This is a genomic window from Streptomyces phaeochromogenes (genome assembly GCF_001418655.1).
Classification (GTDB): Bacteria; Actinomycetota; Actinomycetes; order Streptomycetales; family Streptomycetaceae; genus Streptomyces; species Streptomyces phaeochromogenes.
In genome coordinates this window covers 13948-38995 of record NZ_LIQZ01000039.1, presented here as the reverse complement: position 1 = coordinate 38995, position 25048 = coordinate 13948, and the positions used below count along the sequence as shown (strand labels likewise).

General features: G+C 70.1%; 20 protein-coding genes. 14 read left to right on the top strand and 6 right to left on the bottom strand.

Annotated features, from left to right (window positions below; all coding sequences use genetic code 11):
• Positions 1-305: 305 nt before the first annotated feature.
• The gene (locus AOK17_RS06165) at positions 306-1196 is read right to left on the bottom strand and encodes a L,D-transpeptidase family protein (protein WP_245697029.1); all 891 of its coding nucleotides are present in this window, start codon (positions 1194-1196) and stop codon (positions 306-308) included.
• Between the two features lie 135 nt (positions 1197-1331).
• Between AOK17_RS06165 and AOK17_RS06160 the strand changes: the two genes are divergently transcribed.
• Positions 1332-2912, top strand: coding sequence for an acyl-CoA mutase large subunit family protein (locus AOK17_RS06160; protein WP_055611281.1), 1581 nt, complete (start codon positions 1332-1334; stop codon positions 2910-2912).
• 163 nt (positions 2913-3075) lie between these two features.
• Entirely contained in the window at positions 3076-3729 is a 654-nt protein-coding gene (gene leuE / locus AOK17_RS06155; RefSeq protein WP_055611280.1) for a leucine efflux protein LeuE, read from the top strand.
• Here leuE and AOK17_RS06150 read toward each other — a convergent pair.
• Positions 3726-5228: an FAD-dependent oxidoreductase gene (locus AOK17_RS06150; RefSeq protein ID WP_055611279.1), complete on the bottom strand. Its 1503-nt coding sequence runs from the start codon at positions 5226-5228 to the stop codon at positions 3726-3728. The genes leuE and AOK17_RS06150 overlap by 4 nt on opposite strands.
• 70 nt (positions 5229-5298) lie before the next feature.
• Between AOK17_RS06150 and AOK17_RS06145 the strand changes: the two genes are divergently transcribed.
• Positions 5299-5949, top strand: coding sequence for a TetR/AcrR family transcriptional regulator C-terminal domain-containing protein (locus tag AOK17_RS06145; RefSeq protein WP_055611278.1), 651 nt, complete (start codon positions 5299-5301; stop codon positions 5947-5949).
• Between the two features lie 81 nt (positions 5950-6030).
• Here AOK17_RS06145 and AOK17_RS06140 read toward each other — a convergent pair whose 3' ends face one another.
• The 4 genes from AOK17_RS06140 to AOK17_RS06125 form a co-directional block, all read right to left on the bottom strand.
• Positions 6031-6963, bottom strand: coding sequence for a class I SAM-dependent methyltransferase (locus tag AOK17_RS06140; RefSeq protein ID WP_055611277.1), 933 nt, complete (start codon positions 6961-6963; stop codon positions 6031-6033).
• A gap of 91 nt (positions 6964-7054) precedes the next feature.
• Entirely contained in the window at positions 7055-8215 is a 1161-nt protein-coding gene (locus AOK17_RS06135) for an acyltransferase family protein (RefSeq protein WP_055611276.1), read from the bottom strand.
• A gap of 196 nt (positions 8216-8411) precedes the next feature.
• Complete coding sequence (locus AOK17_RS06130; protein ID WP_055611275.1) at positions 8412-9746, bottom strand: polysialyltransferase family glycosyltransferase; 1335 nt, start codon at positions 9744-9746, stop codon at positions 8412-8414.
• The gene (locus tag AOK17_RS06125) at positions 9743-10720 is read right to left on the bottom strand and encodes a glycosyltransferase family 2 protein (protein ID WP_055611274.1); all 978 of its coding nucleotides are present in this window, start codon (positions 10718-10720) and stop codon (positions 9743-9745) included. Before AOK17_RS06125 ends, AOK17_RS06130 begins: the two co-directional genes overlap by 4 nt.
• 198 nt (positions 10721-10918) lie before the next feature.
• Here AOK17_RS06125 and AOK17_RS06120 point away from each other — a divergent pair, with 198 nt between their 5' ends.
• The 11 genes from AOK17_RS06120 (at position 10919) to AOK17_RS51995 (ending at position 24973) form a co-directional block, all read left to right on the top strand.
• On the top strand, positions 10919-12271 hold the full coding sequence (locus tag AOK17_RS06120) for a DUF6716 putative glycosyltransferase (protein ID WP_055611289.1): 1353 nt from the start codon (positions 10919-10921) through the stop codon (positions 12269-12271).
• A 62-nt stretch (positions 12272-12333) separates the two neighbouring features.
• Positions 12334-13647, top strand: a complete 1314-nt coding sequence (locus AOK17_RS06115; protein ID WP_055611273.1) for an N-acylneuraminate cytidylyltransferase — start codon at positions 12334-12336, stop codon at positions 13645-13647.
• Positions 13648-13661: 14 nt separating this feature from the next.
• Positions 13662-14600 carry an N-acetylneuraminate synthase family protein gene (locus AOK17_RS06110; RefSeq protein WP_055611272.1) on the top strand — a complete coding sequence of 313 codons (939 nt, stop codon included), beginning with the start codon at positions 13662-13664 and terminating at the stop codon, positions 14598-14600.
• Positions 14601-14651: 51 nt separating this feature from the next.
• A complete protein-coding gene (locus tag AOK17_RS06105) occupies positions 14652-15797 on the top strand; it encodes a hypothetical protein (RefSeq protein ID WP_055611271.1) in 1146 nt (381 codons plus the stop codon).
• A gap of 479 nt (positions 15798-16276) precedes the next feature.
• The gene (locus AOK17_RS06100) at positions 16277-17545 is read left to right on the top strand and encodes an amidohydrolase (protein WP_055611270.1); all 1269 of its coding nucleotides are present in this window, start codon (positions 16277-16279) and stop codon (positions 17543-17545) included.
• 324 nt (positions 17546-17869) lie between these two features.
• Positions 17870-18925 (top strand): BMP family lipoprotein, encoded by a 1056-nt coding sequence (locus tag AOK17_RS06095; RefSeq protein WP_055611269.1) that lies wholly within the window; start codon positions 17870-17872, stop codon positions 18923-18925.
• Positions 18926-19231: 306 nt separating this feature from the next.
• Entirely contained in the window at positions 19232-20281 is a 1050-nt protein-coding gene (locus AOK17_RS06090) for a BMP family lipoprotein (RefSeq protein ID WP_055611268.1), read from the top strand.
• Between the two features lie 255 nt (positions 20282-20536).
• Positions 20537-22168 carry an ABC transporter ATP-binding protein gene (locus tag AOK17_RS06085; protein WP_055611267.1) on the top strand — a complete coding sequence of 544 codons (1632 nt, stop codon included), beginning with the start codon at positions 20537-20539 and terminating at the stop codon, positions 22166-22168.
• Positions 22168-23298 (top strand): ABC transporter permease, encoded by a 1131-nt coding sequence (locus tag AOK17_RS06080; protein ID WP_055611266.1) that lies wholly within the window; start codon positions 22168-22170, stop codon positions 23296-23298. The genes AOK17_RS06085 and AOK17_RS06080 overlap by 1 nt, the downstream gene beginning before the upstream one ends.
• A complete protein-coding gene (locus tag AOK17_RS52000; RefSeq protein ID WP_055611265.1) occupies positions 23295-24560 on the top strand; it encodes an ABC transporter permease in 1266 nt (421 codons plus the stop codon). Before AOK17_RS06080 ends, AOK17_RS52000 begins: the two co-directional genes overlap by 4 nt.
• Positions 24557-24973, top strand: coding sequence for a cytidine deaminase (locus AOK17_RS51995; RefSeq protein ID WP_260695898.1), 417 nt, complete (start codon positions 24557-24559; stop codon positions 24971-24973). The genes AOK17_RS52000 and AOK17_RS51995 overlap by 4 nt, the downstream gene beginning before the upstream one ends.
• Positions 24974-25048: the final 75 nt, after the last annotated feature.

Here is a 25048-nt window from a genome sequence, read left to right as displayed (position 1 = left end):
GTCCGCCCCGGCCCGCTCCACAGAACCCAAGGCACCCGCCCCGCGCACGCCGCGGGCGCTCCCCGCGCTCTCGTCATCCTCCTGAACCGCCGCCCGACCTGGGGTTTCCCACTGCCGCCCGGCCGCCGCCCGCCGGGTGTGACGTTTTCAGCCGCCCTGACGCAGTAGTAAGCGAGCCGACTGGTCATCGGCTGTCGCACGAGCCGGGGTTCCCCCCGTACCCACGGCTCAGTGCACAGTGGCGCGGGCGGGACACGTTCCCCCGGTCCCGCCCGCGCCCACGTACTCCTCCCGCCGCCGGTTCCTCACCAGTAGACGACGACCTTGTCGCCGTTCCTCACCTGGGAGAACAGTGCAGCGATCTTCCCTTCGTCCCGTACGTTCACGCAGCCGTGCGAGGCTCCGTAGTAGCCCGTCGCGGCGAAGTCCGAGGAGTAGTGGACGGCCTGGCCGCCGCTGAAGAACATCGCGTACGGCATGGGTGAGTCGTAGATCGTCGACACATGGTGGCGCGACTTGAAGTAGACGTTGAAGACACCTTCCCGGGTCGGCGTGTACTGCGAGCCGAAGCGCACGTCCATCGTCGAGACCGTGCGGCCGTCGATCATCCAGCGCAGGGTGCGGCTCGTCTTGCTGACGCACAGCACCCGGCCCGTCAGACAGCGCGGGTCCGGCGTCGCGGCCGGCTGGCCGCCCGACGCGTACAGCTCCCACTTGCCCGGCTCGCGCGTCATGTTCAGCAGCCGCTGCCACGTCACGGTGTCCGTCTTGCCGGTCGTCGGCAGGCCCCGCTTGCCCTGGAAGCCCTTCACCGCGGTGACCGTCGAGCCGTCGTACGTCCCGGTCGGACCCTCGAAGAGCCAGGCCACCTGACGCAGCCGGGCCTGCAGCTCCCGTACGTCCCTGCCCTGATCCCCCTTCGACCACAGGGTCCTGGGGGCGGGCGAGGGCGGCGCGGCGGGCTTCGGCTTCGACGGCTTGGCGTCGTCCGGGGAAGCGTCGTCCGGGGAGGTGCCGGGCGTCGGAGACGTACCGGCCGGTGTTCTCGCGGCGGGTGTCTGTCCACCGGATGTCTGTCCGCCGGGTGTCTCGTCGGCGGGCGTGCCGACGGTCTGGACGGTGCATCCGCTCACCGCGACGAGCGCCGCCACCGTCGTCGCCACCGCGCCTGTTCGCCACATGACCGGAATACGCATCCGAACCCCCCGTTGCTCACCGACCCCCGGTGGCGCGTCGTGTCCCCTGAGATGTTTCCCGCGCGTGCCCGGTTGCGAACTACGCGGCATTGTTGGGGGCACAGGCCCGTCCCGGTCCAGTGGGAGGCAGACGTCATGGCGCGCGAGTCGGAGTCCGGACTGCCCATCGAGCCGGTCTACGGGCCGGATGTCCTGGAGGGCTGGGACCCGGCGGAGAAGCTGGGCGAGCCCGGTGCGTATCCCTACACGCGGGGCGTCTACCCGTCCATGTACACCGGTCGGCCGTGGACCATGCGGCAGTACGCCGGGTTCGGTACCGCCGTCGAGTCCAACGCCCGCTACAAGCAGCTGATCGCGCACGGCACGGCGGGCCTGTCGGTGGCCTTCGACCTGCCCACCCAGATGGGCCACGACTCCGACGCCCCGATCGCGCACGGCGAGGTCGGCAAGGTGGGGGTGGCGATCGACTCGGTCGAGGACATGCGGGTGCTCTTCGACGGGATCCCGCTGGACCAGGTGTCGACGTCCATGACGATCAACGCGCCCGCCGCGCTCCTGCTGCTGATGTACCAGCTGGTCGGCGAGGAACAGGGCGTGCCCGCCGACAGGCTCACCGGCACGATCCAGAACGACGTGCTGAAGGAGTACATCGCGCGCGGCACGTACATCTTCCCGCCCAAGCCGTCGCTGCGGCTGATCGCGGACATCTTCAAGTACTGCAGGGCCGAGATCCCGCGCTGGAACACCATCTCCATCTCCGGCTACCACATGGCCGAGGCGGGTGCCACGCCCGCGCAGGAGATCGCGTTCACCCTCGCCGACGGCATCGAGTACGTGCGCACGGCAGTCGCGGCCGGCATGGACGTGGACGACTTCGCGCCCCGCCTGTCCTTCTTCTTCGTGGCCCGTACGACGCTGCTGGAGGAGGTCGCCAAGTTCCGGGCGGCGCGCCGGATCTGGGCGCGGGTGATGCGTGAGGAGTTCGGGGCGAAGAACCCCAAGTCGCTGATGCTGCGCTTCCACACGCAGACGGCCGGCGTGCAGCTGACCGCGCAGCAGCCGGAGGTGAACCTGGTCCGGGTGGCGGTGCAGGGCCTGGCCGCCGTCCTCGGCGGCACCCAGTCGCTGCACACGAACTCCTTCGACGAGGCGATCGCCCTGCCGACGGACAAGAGCGCCCGCCTGGCGTTGCGCACCCAGCAGGTCCTCGCCTACGAGACGGACGTGACCGCGACCGTCGACCCGTTCGCGGGCTCGTACGTGATCGAGAGGATGACCGACGACGTCGAACAGGCCGCGGTCGACCTGATGGGCCGGGTCGAGGACCTGGGCGGCGCGGTCGAAGCCATCGAGCACGGCTTCCAGAAGGGGGAGATCGAGCGCAGCGCGTACCGGATCGCCCAGGAGACCGACTCCGGCGAGCGGGTCGTGGTCGGCGTCAACCGCTTCCAGCTCGACGCGGAGGAGCCGTACGAGCCCCTCCGCGTCGACCCGGCCATCGAGGCCCGGCAGGCCGAACGCCTGGCCCGGCTCCGTGCCGAGCGCGACCAGCCGGCCGTGGACCTGGCCCTGGCCGCCCTGAAGAAGGCCGCCGAGGGCGAGGACAACGTCCTGTACCCGATGAAGGACGCGCTGCGGGCCCGGGCGACGGTCGGCGAGGTGTGCAATGCCCTGCGGGAGGTCTGGGGGACCTACGTGCCGAGCGACGCGTTCTGACCCTGGCCCGTGGCCCGTGTGGCCCGTGGCCCCTGCCCCTGGCCCTGGCCCCGGACACCGTTCACGGCTTCGCGGCGGGGCGGTTCGCCCGGCCCGCACGACCGCTGTCCCGCAACGTGAAACCCCGAGGCGGAGTGTCGTACCCGCGTGCGAGACTCCGTCCATGCTTGGCGTAATCGACCTCCCCACGTATCTCGCGGGCCTCGTGCTGATCGTCCTGCTGCCCGGGCCCAACTCCCTCTACGTGCTGTCCGTCGCCGCGCGGCGGGGCATCAGGACCGGATACCGGGCCGCCGCGGGCGTCTGGTGCGGGGACGCCGTGCTGATGACGCTGTCGGCAGCAGGCGTGGCATCGCTGCTGCAGGCCAACGCGCTGCTGTTCGGGATCGTGAAGTACGCGGGCGCCGGCTATCTGACCTGGCTCGCGGTCGGCATGCTGCGCGCCGCGTGGGGCATGTGGCGGACCCGGAAGGAGCGGACCGAGTCGCAGGAGGTCTCCGCCCCGGGCGCCGAGGAGCGGCCCTTCCGGCGGGCGTTCGTCATCAGCCTGTTCAACCCGAAGGCGATCCTGTTTTTCGTCGCCTTCTTCGTGCAGTTCGTCGATCGGGCGTACGCGTACCCCGCCCTGTCCTTCGTCGTGCTCGGCGCCTTCGCCCAGCTGGCGAGCGTGATCTACCTCAGCGCGCTGATATTCGGCGGTACGAAGCTGGCGGCGGCCTTCCGGCGGCGCAGGCGGCTCTCCGCCGGGGCCACTTCCGCGGCCGGCGCCCTCTTCCTCGGCTTCGCCGTGAAGCTCTCCCTCTCCAGCACCGTCTAGCCGACGGCCTCCGACCCGTCCCGTCCGCCGGTGCCCGGACCCACGCCCACACCCGCCGCGTACTCCGCCAGCCCCTCCGCGGTCTCGCCCGCCCAGCCCACGTAACCGTCGGGCCGGACGAGGAACACCCCGGTTCCGTACGCCTCGTACGCCGGGATCCGGACCGTGCGGGCCGCGAGTCCGGGCAGGACGGTGTCCGTGCCGACCGCGAGCAGCGTCCAGTGCGGACCCCGGAAGGCGTCGAAGAGGCGTACGCCGCCACGGGTGCCGTCCGGTGCGCGGTCGCCCGCGTGGAGGGCGTCCTCGGGCAGGTCCTCCCGGGTCTCCCGGGCGAGCGAGGAGCCCCGGTAGCCGAGGCCGAGCTGCTGCGTGGCCGTGCCGCGCCGGACCTCGCCCCGGTGGACGCGGGTGGAGAGGCCGAGCATGTGCGCGGCGACCGGCAGCCGCTCCTCCTCGTACGAGTCGAGGAGGGACCCGGGAGCCTCGCCCCGCAGGACGGCCGCGAGCTTCCAGCCGAGGTTGTAGGCGTCCTGGACGCTGGTGTTCAGGCCCTGTCCGCCCGCCGGTGAGTGGACGTGCGCCGCGTCGCCCGCGAGGAACACCCGCCCCTGCCGGAATCGGTCCGCCATCGCGGCGCGCGGCCGGAAGTCGGAGGCCCAGCGCACCTCGGTCACGTCGTCGGGCGAGAGGTGCGTCCGCGTGGCGACCAGCTTCCGGATGCCGTCGAGGGACAGGTCCGGTTCGGCGGCCGGATCCTCGAAGCCGCCCGCCAGCTGGAAGTCCTCCGTGTGCGGCAGCGGGCAGATCGCCAGGAAGCCCTCGCCGTCGGCGGGCGGGAACACATGCCAGTTGTCGCGGTCGAGCCCGCTGATGCGCAGGTCCGCCACGATCGCCGGACCCGGGTCCACGGTCTCCCCGGTCATGCCGATGCCGAGCGCGCGCCGCACCGCAGAGCGCCCGCCGTCCGCGGCGACGGCGTAGCGGGCCCGGACCGGGGCGCCGGAGGCGAAGGCCGCGGTCACGCCGTCCGCGTCCTGCGAGAGGCCGGTCAGCTCGCGGCCGAAGGCCACGCTCCCGCCCAGCTCCTCCAGGCGCGTGAACAGGATCTCCTGCGTGCGCCACTGCGGCACCATCCACGGGACGCCCGCGTAGGGCTCGGCCTCCGTCACCTCCGTCGCGTCGAACATCCGGTGCTCGCCCTGCCGGGTCCCGTCCTGCCAGATCATCCCGACCGGATACGCGCCGCCGCCTGCCCGGATCGCGTCCAGCACGCCGAGGTCGTCGAAGACCTCCATGGTCCGCGGCTGGATGCCCTTGCCGCGCGAGCCGGGGAAGAGCTCGCCTGCCCGCTCGACGACGAGGGCGCGCACCCCGCGCCGGGCCAGGTCGACCGCGAGGGCCAGCCCGGTGGGGCCCGCGCCGACGATCAGCACGTCTGTGTCTGCTGTGTCGGTTGTGCCCTTGTGCTCATGCGTATGCGTGGTCGTTTGCGTGGTCATCCCGCACTCCTTAACGCTGTTAAGTTCGCTGCTCTTCGAGAGTGGCCTTAACGCCGTTAAGCTGTCAAGTGTGAATACGGAACGCCGGGCGCCCCTCGACCGCAAACGCGTCGCTGACACCGCCCTGAAGCTGCTGAACGAGGTGGGCCTGGACGGCCTCAGCCTGCGGGCCATCGCGAAGGAGCTGGACGTCAAGGCGCCCGCTCTGTACTGGCACTTCAAGGACAAGCAGGCGCTGCTCGACGAGATGGCGACCGAGATGTACCGCCGGATGATCGCCGGCACCGCCCTCGATCCGGACGACACCTGGCAGGAGCGGCTGCGCAAGTCCAACCGGGGACTGCGGGACTCGCTGCTCGACTACCGCGACGGCGCGAAGGTGTTCAGCGGCTCACGCTTCACCGGTATCGAGCACGCCGGGCAGATGGAGGAGAGCCTGCGGCTGTTCACGGCCGCCGGTTTCACCCTCGACCGGGCGGTCCGCGCGACCTCGACGACGTACCTCTACACCCTCGGTTTCGTCACCGAGGAACAGGGCGTCGAGCCACTGCCCGGCGAACGCCGAGAGGGCTACGACGTGCAAGAACGCGCCCGCCTGATGGCCGACTATCCCTTGTCGGCGCAGGCGGGCGCGGAAATCTTCGAGAACTACGACGAGCACTTCGAGGAGGGCCTGGACTTGGTGATCGCGGGCATCGAGGCGCGCTACCGGGCCCCGTAAGGGGCGCGGGGAACTGCGCGACCAGCCACGACGAACCCGCAGCCGACGAACCCCGCTTCCAGGCGGAGCCGCACAACGCGCCTAGCCGCGCTCCGCGCGCTTGGCCGCACGGCTCCGCCGCACAGCACGCGTGACGACCGGCGGCAACAGGTCGAGGGCGATACGCCGGGTACGCGACCGCTGGGCGGCGCGGGCCGCGGGCCGCACGGCGGCCGGAGCAGGCTGCCGCACAGGCTCCGGGGCAACGGGCTCCACGTAGTGACGGGAGCGAGGAAAGGGCGGCGGCTTCATACCCTGGGACCGGGTCCGGATCAACCGGTGCCCCGCAGCCATCTGCACGCTCAGACCGAAGTCGTCCCGCTCCTTGATCATGGCGAGCAGCTTCTCCTGGAGCGGCTCGGGGTCGCCCCAGGTCCCGTACAGCTTCTGGGTGCTGAGGCAGATCGGCCGCAGGCCGCGGTTGAGCACGGCCTCCCACGCGGCGACCGAGACCCCGGGCGTGTGCTCGGAGCGGAAGTCGTCGAGGACCACGATGCCGCCGGGCAGCAGGATGTCGTGGGCCGCGCCGATGTCGCCGTGGACGTGCTCGTACAGGTGCGAGGCGTCGATGTGGACGAAACGACAGGTCGTGGGGGAGACCTCCTTGGAGATCACGGAGCTCGGTCCCTGGACGACCGTCGGCAGCGTGTCGTGGAAGGAGAGGTAGTTCCGCTCGAAGATCTGCCTCGTCAGCGACGCGTACGACTTCGTCGCCTCGGCCCGGTTGGACTCGTCCGGCGCGTCCCCCTCGAACAGGTCGCACACCGTGAACTTCTCGTCGTCCCGAAGATGGTGGCCGAGGAGGATCGCGCTCTTGCCCATGTAGACGCCGAGCTCCAGCAGATCGCCACGTATCCCCTCCGTCTCCTGCTGTTCGAGCAGCCAGGTGAAGAGCACCTGGTCCAGCGGCGGAAACCAGCCCGGGACGTCCTTGAGCTCGCCGGGGTGACTGGGGATCTGCTGTGAGTTGGCCATGTGATGAGTCTTCTCCCTCGGTACGTGGCGAACTTTCGAGAACCTGAATGTCCGGTGAACAGAGCGCGCGTCGTCGCTGGAGAACGCGGTGTCAGCGCGGCTTGGAGAGCATCTTGCGCATGCGGGGTGTCAGCGGGTCCTCGACGAACCGGTTGAGGAGCCAGGCCAGGGCGAGCATCGTCAGAACCGTCAGGGGCAGGGTCGCGTACGCCGGGATGCCGAGCGTCTGGTGGTATGCCTCGATGGCGACCCAGCCCAGGTGCTCGTGCACCAGGTAGAAGGGGTACGTCAGGGCGCCCGCGACGGTCAGCCAGCGCCAGTTCGCCCAGTTCAGCCAGCCCAGGGCGATCACGGCGACGGCGACGAAGCCGAACGTGACGACGAGGACGATCCCGAACGAGGTGCGGTAGGAGAAGAAGTCCGGGTTGGGCGCGTGCCAAAGCCCGCGCACCGCCTGGTGCTGGCCGATCAGCCAGCTCACGATCACGATGCCCCAGGCGTACGCGTCGTGCCGGTCGCGGTGGACCAGGTAGAGGCCGATGCCGCCGATGAAGAACGGCGCGTACTCCGGCATCAGGACCAGGTCGAGCAGCGGCTCGTCCGCGGCCTGGGTGAGCACGGCGGCCAGCGTCCAGCCCGCGCAGAACATGATCACGCGCTGCCGGGTCGCGCCCGGCAGCACGACGCACAGCGCGAACAGCGCGTAGAAGCGGACCTCCGCCCAGAGCGTCCAGCAGACCCCGAGCACCCGGTCCGCGCCGAGCGGCTGCTGCATCATGGTCAGGTTCACCAGCGTGTCGCTCGGCGAGACCGTCTTGTACGCAACGACCGGCAGCGCGAACACCACCGTCACGATGATGATCGCCGCCCAGTAGGACGGCAGCAGCCGGGACGCCCTGGAGGCGAAGAACGAGCGCAGCGGCCTTCCCCAGCCGCTCATGCAGATCACGAAGCCGCTGATGACGAAGAAGACCTGCACACCCAGACAGCCGTACGCGAACCACGAGTGCAGCGTCGGGAACTGGGCCTTCGCGGAGGTCCCCCAGGCCTGTGTGACCTCGCCGCCACGACCGCCGTAGTGGTACGCGGCCACCATCAGCGCGGCGATCAGCCGCAGCCCGTCCAGGGCCCGCAGCCGGTTCTCCCGAGGCTTCTTCGGTTGCGGGGGGCTGGGCCTGTCGGCCGCGGGGAGGACGGCACGGACCACCGTGCCCACGGACGTCGTACGTGTGTCCTCGGGAAAGTCGGTCACGGGTCCCCTCAACGGCCGTTCTGTGAAGTCGTGCGCACTGCGGGCCGTGAATTCCGTGACCCGGGGCCTCCGAGGGCCTCAGCTAATTCACAGCACACTAGTCCGACTCACAGGTGGGGCCCGGTTGAAGAACTGATCATTCCTCGACCGGACCCCATGAATTCACCGTCTGTTTGTTCTCAATTCCCGGAGGAACTCAGCGGCCCACTGCCCTCTTCAGGGAGCGGGCGCGGCGGGCCACCCGGCGCACGGTCGCGTTGCGCGGAAGGAACGCCAGCTGCGCCGGGACCGCGCCGGGCAGAGCCAGCGAGGTGAGGCGCTTGCGCTTGAAGTACCGCCAGGTGTACGTGTTCAGATGCTTCGTCAGATAGGCCTCGGCGGCCCGGCGCAGGTCCGGGTAGATCTTCGGCTGCATCGCGTAGCCGACGGCCCGCACCAGGTCGGTCAGGCCCTGCTCGTCCGTGCCCCGGCGCTGCCCGGTGACCGACTTGCGATCGGTCAGGTCCGGCAGCAGCGCGTCGACGACCGTCACCGGCACGCGGTTGCTGTTCTCGTACGGCGTCAGCCGGTCCAGCAGGGTGGCGGTGCCGACGCGGGCGACCGGCAGGCCGTACAGCGCGTAGGCCGTGAGCAGGGCCGTGGAGAAGCATCCGACGACCAGGGCGGGACGCATCCGCTGGTAGAGGACCTCGGCGAGGACCGGGGTGTCGAGCACCGTCAGGTCGGCGCCCAGCTTCTCGGCCTCCTTCTCCAGCCCGCGGGTCCAGCGGGCCGGCGCGGAGGGGTGCGGCTTGAACACCACGCGGGTGTGGCCGAGTTCGACGGCCCCCTTCAGCATCCGGACGTGGAGGTCCTCCTCCTGCTCGGGCGTGAGGATGCCGAGCGCGGAGAGGTACTGGCCAAGCAGCAGGGCCGGTTCGTCGACCACCGGCAACGAGTCGCCCGTGTCGACCAGTTCGGCGAGCACCTTCACGAAGGCGTCCGTCGGCACGATCTCCGACACCACACCGAACTCGGTGAGCAGGAGCGGCTGGAGACCTGGGACCAGGTCGAGGTGGAGCAGCCGGTCCACGCGGGTGCCGACCAGCGGGTCGATCTTGTTGCGCGTGGGGCCGTAGCTCATCAGGCCGTCGGCGTACACGGTGACGGGCGCGCCGGTGAAGATCTGCGTGACGCCGAGCGCCGGATTGACCTGGATCGACTCGACGGCGAGTTCCACGGGATCGTCGCCCAGCTCCCACGCGAGCCGCAGGTGCCGCTCCCAGATCGGGACGTCGTCGAGCCGCGGAGCCCAGCCGCCCGGGTGGAAGGGCGAGATGGTCTCGTTCCACGACACCACGTCGTCGAACCGCTCGCGCAGCCGCTCGAACCCGGGCATCTCGTCGACACCGGGCGTCGTCTCGGGCGTGGTCGTGTTGTTGCAGACGAGCAGGATGCGTCGGTCGGCCGGCGCGAAACAGTCGGAGTCGAGGGCGGCGGCGAGCGTGGCCGTGCCGTACAGCGTCGACGCCAGGAAGATCTGCGTGGTCACGCGGCGACCCCCGCGGCGGCCGGGCGGCGGCGCAGCCTGCGCAGCCGGGTGGCGCGCTGGACGTCCATGGAGTCGAGGGCCTCGTCGAGGACGTTCTGCGGCATACGGCGCAATGCCGCGGCGCTCATCGACTTCAGTTTCCGTGCCACCTGTGGCTCGAACCTTTCGATGGATCCCAGATGATGGGAAATAATCGCGCAATATGTGCGCACGGCCTTGGGAAGCAGTTTGTCCGCGTCCGGGTCCTGCGCGGTTTCCACGACGACCTGGTCGAACGCGCGAATGAAATCGAGCTGGCGTACATCGCCGATCTGGGTCAGCGAGGACGCGACACCGCGCCGGTAGAACACGCCGAGCAGCCCCACCGTGGCGAACGACTCGGCCTCCCGGTGGAGCTTCCAGATCCACGGCCGGTCCTCGGCCGTGCGCAGCCCGTCGGTGAAGTGCAGCAGGCCCCGGTCGACCAGCCGGCGGTGGTAGATGCCCGCCCACGCGTACGCGTAGTCGACGGAGGTGGACCGGTCGGCGGGCAGGATCGCCTCGCGCGGGTTCAGCACGACACCGCGCCTGCCGTGCGGCACCCGGTGGATGGCGCGGGCCCGCGCGGTGCACTGGACATGGTCGGTACGGACGAAGTCGCACCCCAAGTCCTCTATGGCGGCGAGGAGTTGCTCGTAGTAGCCGGGGGCCAGCCAGTCGTCCCCGTCGAGGAACGTGAGATATTCGCCGCTTGCCGCGTCGATTCCCGTGTTGCGCGCGGTGGCCAGCCCTCCGTTCTGCTCGTGTCTGACATGCACCGCGCCCGGGAGCTCGCGCTCCGCGCGCGCGAGAATGTCCGGGGTCTCGTCGCGCGAACAGTCGTCGACGAGAATGAATTCGAAGTCCTCGCGTGCGTTCGCACGCAGACTCCTCAGGGTGTCGGGTGCGTATTGCTGCACGTTGTAGAACGGCACGATGACGGAGAGCTTGACCACCCGAGTGACGTTAGGCGGCGGCCCGGCATTCGTCTTGACCGCCGGTGAGATGCAAGGTGAACGACGCGTGGCGGATTGGTGAATCGGGTCTTTTCTGCTGCCGATCCGAGGTCGATTCGCCATTCGGCTCTGTGCTGTTAACCCTTTGTTGCATTCTGGTTGGGCCGCACATCGGAATCGCTTCCTAGCGTCTTGGACGTGCCAGCAAGTACCTCGAAGTCCCTGCGAGTCGCCGTCCTCGCCGATTCCGACACCCGGTGGAAATGGGGCTCGCTCACCGCGAACCGCATCGCACCGGCCGATTCGGACATCAGGCTCGACGGCTACCTCCTGCGTGGCCGTGCGACCCCCACCGCCCGACAGCTCGAAGAGGTCGGCGTGCGCGCCGACTCCCTCCGGGAGGTCACCGCCGTGGAGTTCCTGCGGGAGATGGCCCGCGCCTCCGAGGGGACCGAGGGGGCGCCCGCGTACGACCTCGTCGTGCTCTCGCTCGTCGGCGGCGCCGTCCAGGCGATGCTGCACGGACTCTCGTACCAGTGGCGGGAGCGCCTGGGGCCGGGGCGCGTGAAGCGGCCCGTCGTCGTCACCGGCTATGTCGGGGTCGTCTACGAGAAGCTCGCCGACGGTCTGCTGCTGCGGCACGGCGCGGACCTCGTCCTCGCCAACTCCCGCCAGGACGCGGACCGTTTCACCGCCGTGTACGAGGGAGTGGGCGCCGACGCCTCCTCCGTGACCGAGGTCGCGCTGCCGTTCCTCGGTGGCGCCGCCTACGAGAAGCACGACCCGTACACGGTCGTCTTCGCCGCGCAGCCCTCCGTCCCGGAGAGCCGCAAGGACCGTACGTACCTGCTGAACCGGCTGGTGAAGCACGCCCGGCTGCACCCGGACCGCGAGGTCCTGCTGAAGCTGCGCTCCAAGCCGGGCGAGCACACCACGCACATCGAGGAGCAGCCCTACCAGCGCCTCGCGGAGCGGATCCCGGGCGGCCCGCCCGCCAACTTCCGCCTCGTGTACGGGCACATGGGCGAGGTCCTCGACCGTACGGACCTGCTGGTCACCATCAGCTCCACGGCGGCCCTGGAGTCGCTGCACCGCCGGATCCCCACCGTCGTCCTCACCGACCTCGGTGTGCGCGAGTCGCTCGGCAACCACCACTTCGTGGGCTCGGGATGCCTCGCCTCCTGGGACCAGCTGGACGCCGGGCACGAGCCGTCGCCCGACGAGCGCTGGGTGGCCCGGCAAGGGGTCGCCGCCGACGGATCGTACGAGACGGCCTTCGACGCGGCCCGTGAGCGCATCGCGAAGCTGCTCGGTCAGGGCGGACTCACCGCCCTCACGCCCTACTACACGCCCGCCACCGCGCCCGGCTATCTGCCCGGCATCCTCGCCCGCCACCACCTCGGCCCGGACGGCAGCCCGCTGCCCGGCGCCCCCGACGCCGACAAGGAACCGGGCCCCGTGCGGCAGATCGTGCGCCGGGCGGCCCGGGGCGCCTACCGGCACGGCGTGCAGCGCGTGGCGCCCGTCATCCGGCGCATGGGCGAGCTGTGACCGCCCTCCCGACGGATCCGCGAGCCGCGGGCGTCCAGAACCCTCCTCAAGGAGTACAGCCAATGACCAACTCGCAAGCGGGCCAGGCGACAGCGGGCCGCGCGAAGCCGGTGCGCCGGGTGCTCGCGGTGATCCCCGCGCGGGGCGGCTCCAAGGGCGTCCCGGCCAAGAACCTCCTCCCCGTCGGAGGGGTACCGCTGGTGGCCCGTGCGGTGCGCGAGTGCGTCGCGGCCCGGCTCGTGACGGACGTCGTGGTCTCCACCGACGACCAGGCGATCGCCGCAGCCGCCCGCGAGGCCGGCGCGGAGGTCGTGCTCCGCCCCGCCGCCATCGCCGGCGACACCGCCACCTCCGAGGCCGCCGTCCTGCACGCCATGGACGCCCACGAGGCGCTGCACGGCTCCGTCGTCGACGCCGTACTCCTCGTGCAGTGCACCAGCCCCTTCATCATCCGCGAGGACATCGACGGGGTCGCCGGCGCGGTCGTCGAGAACGGCGCGGACACCGCGCTGACCGTGGCGCCCTTCCACGGGTTCATCTGGCGGGACGCGGACGACGACCCGACCGCCGTCGACACCGAGCGCACCCGGGCCGTCGGCGGCGGCACGACCGTCGCCAACACCACGGCCACGGACGGCGGTTACGGCGTCAACCACGACAAGTCCTTCCGCCCGCGCCGCCAGGACCGCCCCCAGGACCTCCTGGAGACCGGCGCCGCCTACGCCATGAACGCGGCGGGGCTGCGCGAGCACAAGCACCGCTTCTTCGGCCGTACGGAACTCGTCCGCACCGACCCCGCCCGGGTCCTGGAGATCGACGACCCGCACGACCTCGCCCGCGCCCGGGCCCTCGCGCCGCTCTTCGACGCGAACCGGCCCGGCACCCTCCCGACCGCCGAAGACATCGACGCGGTCGTCCTCGACTTCGACGGCACCCAGACCGACGACAGGGTGCTGATCGACTCCGACGGACGGGAGTTCGTCTCCGTGCACCGCGGAGACGGACTCGGCATCGCGGCCCTCCGCAAGAGCGGCCTCACGATGCTGATCCTGTCCTCGGAGAAGAACCCGGTCGTCGCCGCCCGAGCCCGGAAGCTGCAGATCCCGGCGCTCCACGGCATCGACCGGAAAGACCTCGCACTGAAGCAGTGGTGCGAGGAGCAGGGCATCGCGCCAGAGCGCGTGCTCTACGTCGGCAACGACGTCAACGACCTCCCGTGCCTCGCCCTCGTGGGCTGGCCCGTGGCGGTCGCGAGCGCCCACGACGTCGTACGCGGCGCCGCACGCGCGGTCACCACCGTTCCCGGCGGCGACGGCGCGATCCGAGAGATCGCCAGCTGGATCCTCGGCCCTTCTCTCGACTCCCTCGACAGGTAAGGAACTTCTCCACCATGAGCACCAACTCCCGTCTGCGCCAGTTCGGTTCGAAGACCGCCGGCCCGGGTCACCCCGTCTACGTCGTCGGCGAGATCGGCATCAACCACAACGGCTCCCTCGAGAACGCCTTCAAGCTGATCGACGCCGCCGCCGAGGCCGGCTGCGACGCCGTGAAGTTCCAGAAGCGCACCCCGGAGATCTGCACCCCGCGCGACCAGTGGGACATCGAGCGCGACACCCCCTGGGGCCGCATGACCTACATCGACTACCGCCACCGCGTGGAGTTCGGCGAGGACGAGTACCGCCAGATCGACGAGTACTCCAAGTCGAAGAACATCGCCTGGTTCGCCTCCCCGTGGGACACCGAGGCCGTCGCCTTCCTGGAGAAGTTCGACGTCCCGGCCCACAAGGTCGCCTCCGCGTCCCTCACGGACGACGAGCTGCTGCGCGCCCTGCGCTCCACCAACCGCACGGTCATCCTGTCCACCGGCATGTCGACGCCGAAGCAGATCCGCCACGCGGTCGAGGTCCTCGGCAGCGACAACATCCTGATGTGCCACGCCACGTCGACCTACCCGGCGCAGGCCGAGGAGCTCAACCTCCGCGTCATCAACACCCTCCAGGCCGAGTTCCCGAACGTCCCGATCGGCTACTCCGGCCACGAGACGGGCCTGCAGACCACCCTCGCCGCGGTCGCCCTGGGCGCCACCTTCGTCGAGCGTCACATCACCCTCGACCGCGCGATGTGGGGCTCCGACCAGGCCGCCTCCGTCGAGCCGCAGGGCCTGACCCGCCTCGTCCGCGACATCCGCACCATCGAGGCCTCCCTCGGCGACGGCGTCAAGAAGGTCTACGAGTCCGAGCTCGGCCCGATGAAGAAGCTGCGCCGCGTCCCGGGCGTCGTCGCCGAGGCCGAGATCGCGGCGGCGGCGGGCGAGCCCGTCGCGGTCTGAGTCACCTCCGAATCCCGATCAGGATCAAGGGAAAGCGACGGTCGTACGTCGATGAGTCCCCGCGCCGGTTCCACCGGCCCCCAGTCACCCGCACCCGCCACACTGGCTTTCGTGGAGAGCCCGGTGCAGCTCCTCAACGTCCTGGAGTGGGCACACGTCCACGCCCTCAGGACGGCGGCGGAGCCCTCCGGACCCCCGGGTCCCGAGGTGGAGGGCGGGCGGCCCCGGCCCGGCGGGGGACTCACCCTTGTCGTGCTCTCGCCCACCGACCCGATGACCCGCGGACAGCTCCGGCGCATGGCCGAGCTGGCGCGGGACGAGGGGTACGAGGTGCGCTGGGAGGAGGCAAGAGGCGGCGCGACAGCCCCCTTCCACACGGTCGGGGGGCTCGCCCCTCTCCTGCGGCGGGCCGAGCGGATCGTCATGGGCGACCCGTTCTCCCGCTACGTACAACTGCTGCTCACCATCACCCGGGCCCGTGATCTCGTCGTCGTCGACGACGGGACCGCGACGATGGAGTTCGTCTCGCAGCTCGCCAAGGGTGAACGGCTGGTGCGCTGGCACCGGCGCGGCGGTCGTCCCGGGGCCCGGGACCTGGTCTTCGCACCGGTCTCGGCCCGGGCCCGCCGACGGCTCACACCGGGTGTCGGCCGGCGCGTGGAGGTCTTCTCCGCCATGCCGATCACCGAGACGCCCGAGGGCGTCACCATCACGGCCAACGACTTCTCCTGGACCCGCTCCCGGTTCGGCCCGCCCCGGCTCACGAAGGGCGCCGACCTGGTCGGAACGTCCCTGGTGGAGACGGGAGTCGTGGACCCCGACCGCTACCTGGAGGCGGTGCAGGGGCTCGCCAGGACCTATGGCGCGACCCGGTACTTCGCCCACCGCCGGGAGAGCCCGGACAAGCTGCACCGGCTCGCGGTCGAGACCGGCCTGGAGATCGTCCGCCCGGACCTCCCCCTCGAACTGATCGCCCGCCGCGGCCCCATCGGCCGTACGATCCTGAGCTTCCCGTCGACCGTGGTGCACACGCTGCCCCTCGCGCTGGTCGGCACGGAGGTCAAGGTCGCCGTGTGCGACATCGACCCGGCCTGGCTCACGGAGAACGCCTCCCCCCGGGCCCAGGGCTTCCTCTCGGGCGTCACGGGCACGGCCAGGGACGTCCACCGCCTGTCGGCCGTCTCGACGGCCACGTGATCCGGTACCGAGGTGTAACCGGTCGGACGCAGGGTGCGGGTCGGCTGTAGCCGGCCGCGCAGTTCCCCGCGCCCCTGAAGATGCCGGTGTCTAGGTCTGTTCGCGAGGTGCGCGCCGTCCTGGGTTGCTCGCGCAGTTCCCCGCGCCCCTAAAGGCAAAAGCCAGGGGCGCAGCCCCGCCCGTCCGCCAGGTGAACAGAACCGGCCACGCCCACGTATGCGTGGTATGCGTAGAGAGCCCAGCCCCGGAGACCCGGGAATGGGCATCGCCGCCCGGAGGTTCTCCCATCAGGAGACCTGGATCACGATCCATCGGCCACCCAGGACCCACACGGCTGAAAAGCCGGGCGAGTGTACCCATCCCAGTCAATATCTATGCGCCACGCGGCCAGGTTTTCTTCCCCTTACGGGTTGAAGTTTTGTTGATCGTGGGTCAGTTGGCCGTCGCGTCGCCCTACCCTTCAGAGGGTGAACCAACTGATGTCCCGAGATTCCGAGGCCGACCAGCCCGGGGAAGCCACGCTTCCCGGCACGCCCCAGGGTGCGCTCGCAGACGCCCTCCCGGGCACCCTCCCCGGCACGCTGCCCGAGGCGCTCCGCGCAGAGCTCGTGGCGTTCCGCCGCGACCTGCACATGCACCCGGAGCTCGGCAACCAGGAGTTCCGCACCACCGCCGCCATCAAGGCGCGCCTGGAGCTGGCCGGCCTGCACCCCCGTGTGCTCGCCATCGGAACCGGTCTCATCTGTGACATCGGCGACCCGGACCCCGCGCGTCCGATGCTCGCCCTGCGTGCCGACATCGACGCCCTGCCCATCCCGGACACGAAGACCGAGTGCGCGTACCGCTCGACCGTGCCCGACCGGGCCCACGCCTGCGGCCACGACATCCACACGACCGTCGTCCTCGGTGCCGGCCTCGTCCTCGCCCAGCTGCACGAGCAGGGCCTGCTCAACCGGGCCGTGCGGCTGATCTTCCAGCCCGCCGAGGAAGTACTGCCCGGCGGCGCTCCGGACGTCATCGAGTGCGGGGCGCTGGACGGCGTCGGCCGGATCGTCGGGGTGCATTGCGACCCGAAGGTCGACGCGGGCCGGATCGGGCTGCGGCACGGCCCCATCACCTCCGCCTGCGACCGCCTGGAGGTCTCGCTGGACGGGGCCGGCGGGCACACCGCACGCCCCCACCTCACCACCGACCTCGTGACCGCCGCCGCCCGCGTCGTCACGGACGTGCCCGCCCTGGTCGCCCGGCGCGTCGACGCACGGTCCGGCCTCGCGGTGACCTGGGGCCGGATCGAGTCGGGCCACGCCTGCAACGTCATCCCGCAGCACGCCGAGCTCTCCGGGACCGTACGGTGTCTGGATCTCGCCTCCTGGCGGGCCGCGCCCGATCTGGTGCACGCGGCCATCGACGAGATCGCGAACCTGTACCGGGCCAAGTCGGAGATCAACTACATCCGTGGGGTGCCGCCGGTCGTCAACGACCCGGACACCACCGACCTGCTGCGGGACGCCATGGCCGCGCGGCGCGGACTCCACTCGGTGGAGGACACCGAGCAGAGCCTCGGCGGCGAGGACTTCTCCTGGTACCTGGAACACGTGCCCGGGGCCATGGCCAGGCTCGGAGTGCGCACGCCGGGGGAGCGGACCGTGAGGGATCTGCACCAGGGCGACTTCGACGCCGACGAGTCGGCGATCACCGCGGGAGTGGAGCTCTTCACCGCGGCAGCCCTCCTCGACGCAGGGGCCTGAGCGGCGGGCGCACCCACTCCCGGCGGCGGGCGCGGCCGGTCCTTCCGGTCGCGCCGCGTACCCCCGCGCAGTAGCGTGGTGCACTGTCAAGAACCACTCGTGTCGTCACGCGGACTCCACCGTGCCGGTTGCGGAGCGTGACTGCCGTGGTGGGTATTGCGTCCCCATGTGCGCCTTTCGATCCCGGGGTTCACAAGGACGTAACCGGCCATCGGCACGAATGGATAACGGCCAAGCGCTACCCCGTTCCCTCAAGGGTCTACGCGCGTTAATGTGCGCCGAACTCAGCACCCACTGCGGGGCTTGGAGAATGGGGAACTTCAGATGCGTCGGATATCCAGCCTGACCCGCGTCGCGGTGGGGGTCGCGTCGCTGGCACTGGCGGCGACCGCCTGTGGCGGCACCAGCAGCGACAGCAGCAGTAGCGACAGCAGCGAGAGCAAGGGCGGCAAGGGCCTTGCCATCGCGTACGACGTCGGTGGCAAGGGCGACCAGTCCTTCAACGACGCCGCGTACGCCGGTCTGGAGAAGGCGAAGAAGGAGTTCGGCTACCAGACCGCCGACATCGAGCCCACCGACGGTGAGACGGACGCCGACAAGGAGCAGCGCCTCGTCTCGCTCGCCAAGCAGGGCTACAACCCGGTCGTCGGCGTCGGCTTCGCGTACGGCCCCGCGCTGGAGGCCGCCGCCAAGAAGTACCCGAAGACCAGCTTCGGCATCGTGGACTCCGTGGTCGAGGGCGACAACGTCGCGTCGCTCGTCTTCGCCGAGCAGGAGGCCTCGTACCTCGCCGGTGTCGCGGCGGCCAAGGCCACCAAGACCAACACGGTCGGCTTCGTCGGCGGTGTGGACATCCCGCTGATCCACAAGTTCGAGGCCGGCTACACGCAGGGCGTCAAGGACACCAAGCCCAGCGTGAAGGTCCTCTCCCAGTACCTGACGCAGACCGCCGAAGAAGGCGGCTTCTCCAGCCCTGACAAGGGCAAGGCCGCCGCCGAGGGCCAGCTGGAGAAGAACGCGGACGTCATCTACCAGGCCGCCGGCCTGTCCGGCCAGGGTGTCATCGAGGCCGCGGCCAAGAAGAAGGTCTGGGCGATCGGTGTCGACTCCGACCAGTACAAGCAGGAGGCGCTGGCCGCGTACAAGGACTACATCCTGACCTCGGCGCTCAAGGACGTCGGCGGCGCGGTGTACTCCCTCGCCAAGTCGGTCGAGGACGGCAAGCCGCTGACCGGGGTCCAGACCTTCGACCTGAAGGTGGACGGCGTCGGCCTCGCCGACAGCAACCCGAAGATGGGCGAGATCGCCGGTCTCACGGACGCGGTGGCCAAGGCCAAGGCGAGCATCATCGACGGCACCATCAAGGTGAAGACCGAGTAGTCCTGAGGGCGGGCCCCCGGGCCCGTCACCGCCCGAACGGGCGAAGCAGTCGAACTCACACAGAGCGGGCGGGCATCCTCGATGCCCGCCCGCTCTGGCGTTCCCCTCGCAGGTCATCCGCCATGGACGGACCTTTGCGGTCGGCAAGCCCGAACCCGGTCCGCGGGAGCCCTCGGGCACAGCCGCATAACAAGGTGGACAGAGGGGGTTCTCTCGCGGGTCTACGCGCGTTAATCTGCGGCGAAGCCAGCGCCGAAGCTGTTCCGCCCGGCGCTTGTACAAGTTTGTACGACAGGAGCACAACACATGCGCCGGGTTCCCCGCATCGCGCTCGCAGGCGCAGCGGCCGCCTCTTTCGCCCTCGTCCTCTCCGCCTGTGGCGGTACCTCGACCTCCTCCGGTTCGTCGGAGTCGAAGGGCGACAAGGGCCTCGCCATCGCGTACGACGTCGGCGGCAGGGGCGACCAGTCCTTCAACGACGCCGCGTACGAGGGCCTGAAGAAGGCGAAGGGCGAGTTCGGCTACGAGACCGCCGACATCGAGCCCACCGACGGTGAGACGGACGCCGACAAGGAGCAGCGCCTCGTCTCGCTGGCCAAGCAGGGTCACAACCCGGTCATCGGCATCGGCTACGCCTACGCGCCGGCCGTCAAGGCGGCTGCCGAGAAGTACCCCGACACCACCTTCGGCATCGTCGACGACTCCACCATCGAGGCGGACAACGTCGCGGACCTGGTCTTCTCCGAGCAGGAGGCCTCCTACCTCGCCGGTGTCGCGGCGGCCAAGGCCACCAAGACCAACACGGTCGGCTTCGTCGGCGGTGTGGACATCCCGCTGATCCACAAGTTCGGGGCGGGCTTCGCGCAGGGCGTCAAGGACACCAAGCCCGGCGTGAAGGTCCTCTCGCAGTACCTGACGCAGACCGCCGAGGAGGGCGGCTTCTCCAGCCCCGACAAGGGCAAGACGGCCGCCGAGGGCCAGATCGAGAAGAAGGCCGACGTCGTCTACGCGGCGGCCGGCCTGTCGGGTCAGGGTGTCATCGAGGCCGCCGCCGCCAACAAGGTGTGGGCGATCGGTGTCGACTCCGACCAGTACAAGCAGGAAGCTCTGGGCAAGTACAAGGACGCCATCCTCACCTCCGCGACGAAGGACGTCGCCAAGGCGGTGTACAACCTCGCGAAGTCGGTCGAGGACGGCAAGCCCGAGACCGGTATCGTCAGGGGCGACTTGAAGTCCGGTGAGGTCGGCCTCGCGGACTCCAACCCGAAGTTCAAGAGCGACACCGCGATCCAGGAAGCTGTTCAGGCGGCCAAGGAGAAGATCATCGGCGGCGAGATCAAGGTCAAGTCCAGCTGACAGCAGTACCTCAGGAGCAGCTAGGCACTCCGGGGAAGTTCGGACACCGATCTTCCCCGGAGTCGCTCGTAACCGCGGGGTTACGTCCGCTCAACGGGGTACGGGGAGCCTGGCTCCCCGTACCCCGTTCTCGCGGCGCGTCGGCCCCTCATGTTGCCGTAGGGGCGCTACGCGCGTAGACGACCCCCTTTCCCTTCAGGAGAGTGCGCCATCAACGCGTCCAGCAGTCCTCCGGCCGACGCGGTCAACGGATCGGTGACCGCAGTCGAACTCGCCGGGATCACCAAACGGTTCCCCGGCGTCGTGGCCAACCACGACATCCACCTCAGCGTCCGCAAGGGCACGGTCCACGCGCTCGTCGGCGAGAACGGCGCCGGCAAGTCGACGCTGATGAAGATCCTCTACGGCATGCAGAAGCCGGACGAGGGGACCATCGCCGTCGACGGGGACCAGGTCACCTTCTCGTCGCCCGCCGACGCCATCGCCCGCGGCATCGGCATGGTCCACCAGCACTTCATGCTCGCCGACAACCTCACCGTCCTGGAGAACGTCGTCCTGGGCAGCGAGAAGTCGTACGGCATCGGCGCGAGGGCCCGTCGCCGGATCGTGGAGCTCTCCGAGCGCTACGGCCTCGGCGTGCGCCCCGACGCCCTCGTCGAGGAGCTCGGTGTCGCCGACCGCCAGCGCGTGGAGATCCTCAAGGTCCTCTACCGCGGCGCCCGGATCCTCATCCTGGACGAGCCCACCGCGGTCCTCGTGCCGCAGGAGGTCGACGCGCTCTTCGCCAACCTGCGCGAACTCAGGTCCGAGGGCCTGTCGGTCATCTTCATCTCGCACAAGCTGGGCGAGGTCCTGTCGGTCGCCGACGACATCACGGTGATCCGCCGGGGCACGACGGTCGGCACGGCCGTCCCCTCCGAGACCACCCCGCGCCAGCTCGCCGAGCTGATGGTCGGCAGCGAGCTGCCCACCCCGGAGACCGCCGAGTCCACGGTCACCGACCGGCCGGTGCTCACCGTCGAGGACCTGCGCCTGGTCGCCCCGGGCGGCAAGGCCCTCCTCGACGACATCAGCTTCACCATCCACGAGGGCGAGATCCTCGGCCTCGCCGGTGTCGAGGGCAACGGCCAGACCGAGCTGATCGAGGCCCTCATCGGCCTCAAGGCGGCCGACTCCGGCACCATCACGCTGGCCGCCGAGGAGATCACCTCCTGGGCCACCCGCAGGCGCCGCGAACAGGGCATCGGCTACATCCCCGAGGACCGCCACCGCCACGGCCTGCTCCTGGAGGCCCCGCTCTGGGAGAACCGCATCCTCGGCCACGTCACCGAGAAGCCCAACGCGAAGGGCGTCTGGCTCGACATCAAGGGCGCCCAGGACGACACCCGCCGCATCGTCGAGGCGTACGACGTCCGCACGCCCGGCATCGACGTCACCGCCGCCTCGCTGTCCGGCGGCAACCAGCAGAAGCTGATCGTCGGCCGCGAGATGACCCACAAGCCGCGCTTCCTGATCGCCGCCCACCCCACCCGCGGTGTGGACGTCGGCGCGCAGGCCGCGATCTGGGACCACATCCGCGAGGCCCGCCGCGAGGGCCTGGCCGTCCTGCTGATCTCCGCCGACCTGGACGAGCTGATCGGCCTCTCCGACACGCTCCGGGTGATCTACAACGGCAAGCTGGTCGCGGACGCCGATCCGGCGACCATCACCCCGGAGGAGCTCGGCTCGGCCATGACCGGCGCCGCCTCCGGACACCTGGAGAACGAAGAGCTCGTGGAACAGCTCGAAGAAGAGCAGACAGAGCTCGAAGAGAAGGCAGCGCTCGAAGAGCCTGCCGAGACGCCGGCGGACGGCCCGGCAGACGCCCCGGAAGACGAGGCCCGCTGATGAAGAAGTTCGACAAGGAGCGACTGCTCCTCGCGGTGGCCGGGCCGGTCATCGCGCTCGTCGTGGCCGTGGCGCTGACCTCGGTCGTGCTGATCGCCTCGGGAAAGAACCCGTTCGAGCCGTACTCGATCATGTTCGAGCAGGCCACGTTCTCCGACATCCAGGTCCTGATCATCAACCAGGCCTCGCTGTACTACATCGCGGCGCTCGCGGTGGCCATCGGCTTCCGGATGAACCTGTTCAACATCGGTGTGGACGGCCAGTACCAGCTCGCCGCCATGATGGCCGCGGTGGTCGGCGCCCACGCCAGCCTGCCGGCGGTCCTCCAGGTCCCGCTGCTGCTCCTCACCGCCGTGCTCACCGGCGCCTTCTGGTCCGGCATCGCCGGTGTCCTCAAGGTCACCCGAGGGGTCAGCGAGGTCGTCGCGACGATCATGCTGAACGCGATCGCGACCTCCGTCATCGCCTACTTCTGGCTGCCCAACGTCTTCGGCGTCAAGGTCGGCAACAACAACACCACCGGCGAGATGCACGAGTCCGGCTGGATCCCCGGCTTCGACATGGGCGACGCCGGTGAGATCTACGGACTCGTCGTCCTCGCGGCCCTGCTCGGCATCGGCTACTGGGTCGTCCTCAACCGCACCCGCTTCGGCTTCGACCTGCGCGCCTCCGGCGCCTCGGAGACCGCCGCCGCGGCCAGCGGTGTGAACCCCAAGCGCATGGTCCTCACCGCCATGCTGATCTCCGGCGGCCTCGCCGGTCTCGCGGGCCTGCCGATCCTGCTCGGCGACTCGCACACCTACAGCCTGAACTTCCCGACCGGCATCGGCTTCCTCGGTATCGGCATCGCACTGCTCGGCCGCAACAACCCGACGGGCATCGCCTTCGCGGCCCTCCTGTGGGCCTGGCTGGACAAGGCCTCGCCCGAGCTCGACTTCCACGGGTACGACAAGGAGATCGCGGTCATCATGCAGGGCCTGATCGTGATCGCGGTCGTCGTCTCGTACGAGGCCGTGCGCGAGTGGGGTCTGCGCCGCCAGCAGCGCCGCGTCGGCGCCGAACTCGCGGCGGGCCACGTCCTCGGCGCCACCTCCGACAACTCGACCCAGAAGGAGGTGGCCGGACGATGACCACCGTGACCGACCTCAACCAGCCCTCGCTGCAGCCCACGGCGCCCAAGGGCCGCCGGCTCACGCTCCCCGTCCTTCTGCTGGTCATCGCGGGCGGCCTCGCGCTGACCTCGATCGTCCGCATCATCACCGGCGCCGACGGCATCACCAACGTCAGCCAGATGTCGACCGCGCTCGAACTGGCCGTCCCGATCGGCCTGGCCGGTCTCGGCGGACTGTGGGCCGAGCGCGCGGGCGTCGTCAACATCGGCCTCGAAGGCATGATGATCCTCGGCACCTGGTTCGGCGCCTGGGCCGGCTACCAGTGGGGACCGTGGAACGGCATCCTCATCGGCATCATCGGCGGCTGCGTCGGCGGTCTGCTGCACGCCATCGTCACGGTCACCTTCAACGTCAACCACATCGTCTCCGGTGTGGCCATCAACATCCTGGCCCTCGGCGCCACCCGCTACCTCGCCCCGCTCGCCTTCGAGGGCGTCCAGGGCGGCTCGGCCAAGCAGTCCCCGCCGGTCGAGTCGATCGGCAACTTCACGGTGCCGGGGCTGTCCGACGCGCTCGTCGACCTCAACGACAAGGGCTGGTTCTTCATCTCGGACCTCGCCGGTCTGCTCGGCGGTCTGGTCACCAACGTGTCCTGGCTGACCCTGATCGCGATCGCGCTGATCCCGGCCACCTGGTGGATCCTGTGGCGCACGGCCTTCGGCCTGCGCCTGCGGTCCTGCGGCGAGAACCCGGTCGCCGCCGAGTCGCTCGGCGTCAACGTCTACAAGTACAAGTACCTGGCCGTGATCATCTCCGGCGGCCTGGCGGGCCTCGGCGGTGTCTTCCTCTCCATCGTCGCCAACCCCTTCTACCTGGAGGGGCAGACCAGTGGCCGCGGCTACATCGGTCTCGCGGCGATGATCTTCGGCAACTGGATGCCGGGCGGACTCGCCCTCGGCGCGGGCCTGTTCGGCTACACCGACAGCCTCAACCTGCGCGGCGGCGCCGAGAACGTCCACGCGCTGCTGCTGCTCGGCGCCATACTGCTGGCCATCGGCGCGGTCTGGCTGCTGGTCAGGAAGAGGTACGTGCCCGGCGTGATCACCCTGGCCGTCGGCGTCCTGGTGTTCACCTGGTACTCGCTCACCGACGTGGTGCCGAACCAGGTCGTCTCCGCCACGCCGTACGTCATCACGCTGCTCGTCCTCTCCCTGTCCGCACAGCGGCTGCGGATGCCGAAGGCGGACGGCATGCCGTACCGGCGGGGGCAGGGCAAGTGACGTCCGCCGAAACCGGGTCCGGGCCCGAGGTCGACTGGGAGTCCCTGCGGGAGGTGGCCCGCGAGGCCATGTCCCGTGCGTACGCCCCGTACTCGGGCTTCCCGGTCGGTGTCGCGGCCCTGGTCGACGACGGCCGGGTGATCTCCGGGTGCAACGTCGAGAACGCCTCGTACGGGCTCGGGCTGTGCGCCGAGTGCGGACTGGTCGCGCAGCTCCACAACACCGGGGGCGGCCGGCTCACGCACTTCACCTGCGTGGACGGCCGCGGCGAGATCCTGGTCCCGTGCGGCCGCTGCCGCCAGCTGCTGTACGAGTTCGGCGGCCCCGATCTGATCATGGAGACGCCGGCCGGGATCCTGCCGCTCTCGGAGATGCTTCCGCAGGCCTTCGGGCCGGGGCACCTCCGCAAGTAATTCACTGTCGGCCCCTCCGCGTCGCGTGCCTCCAGGGCACCGGGAGGGGCCGCTGCACTTCGGAAGGAAAGGCCA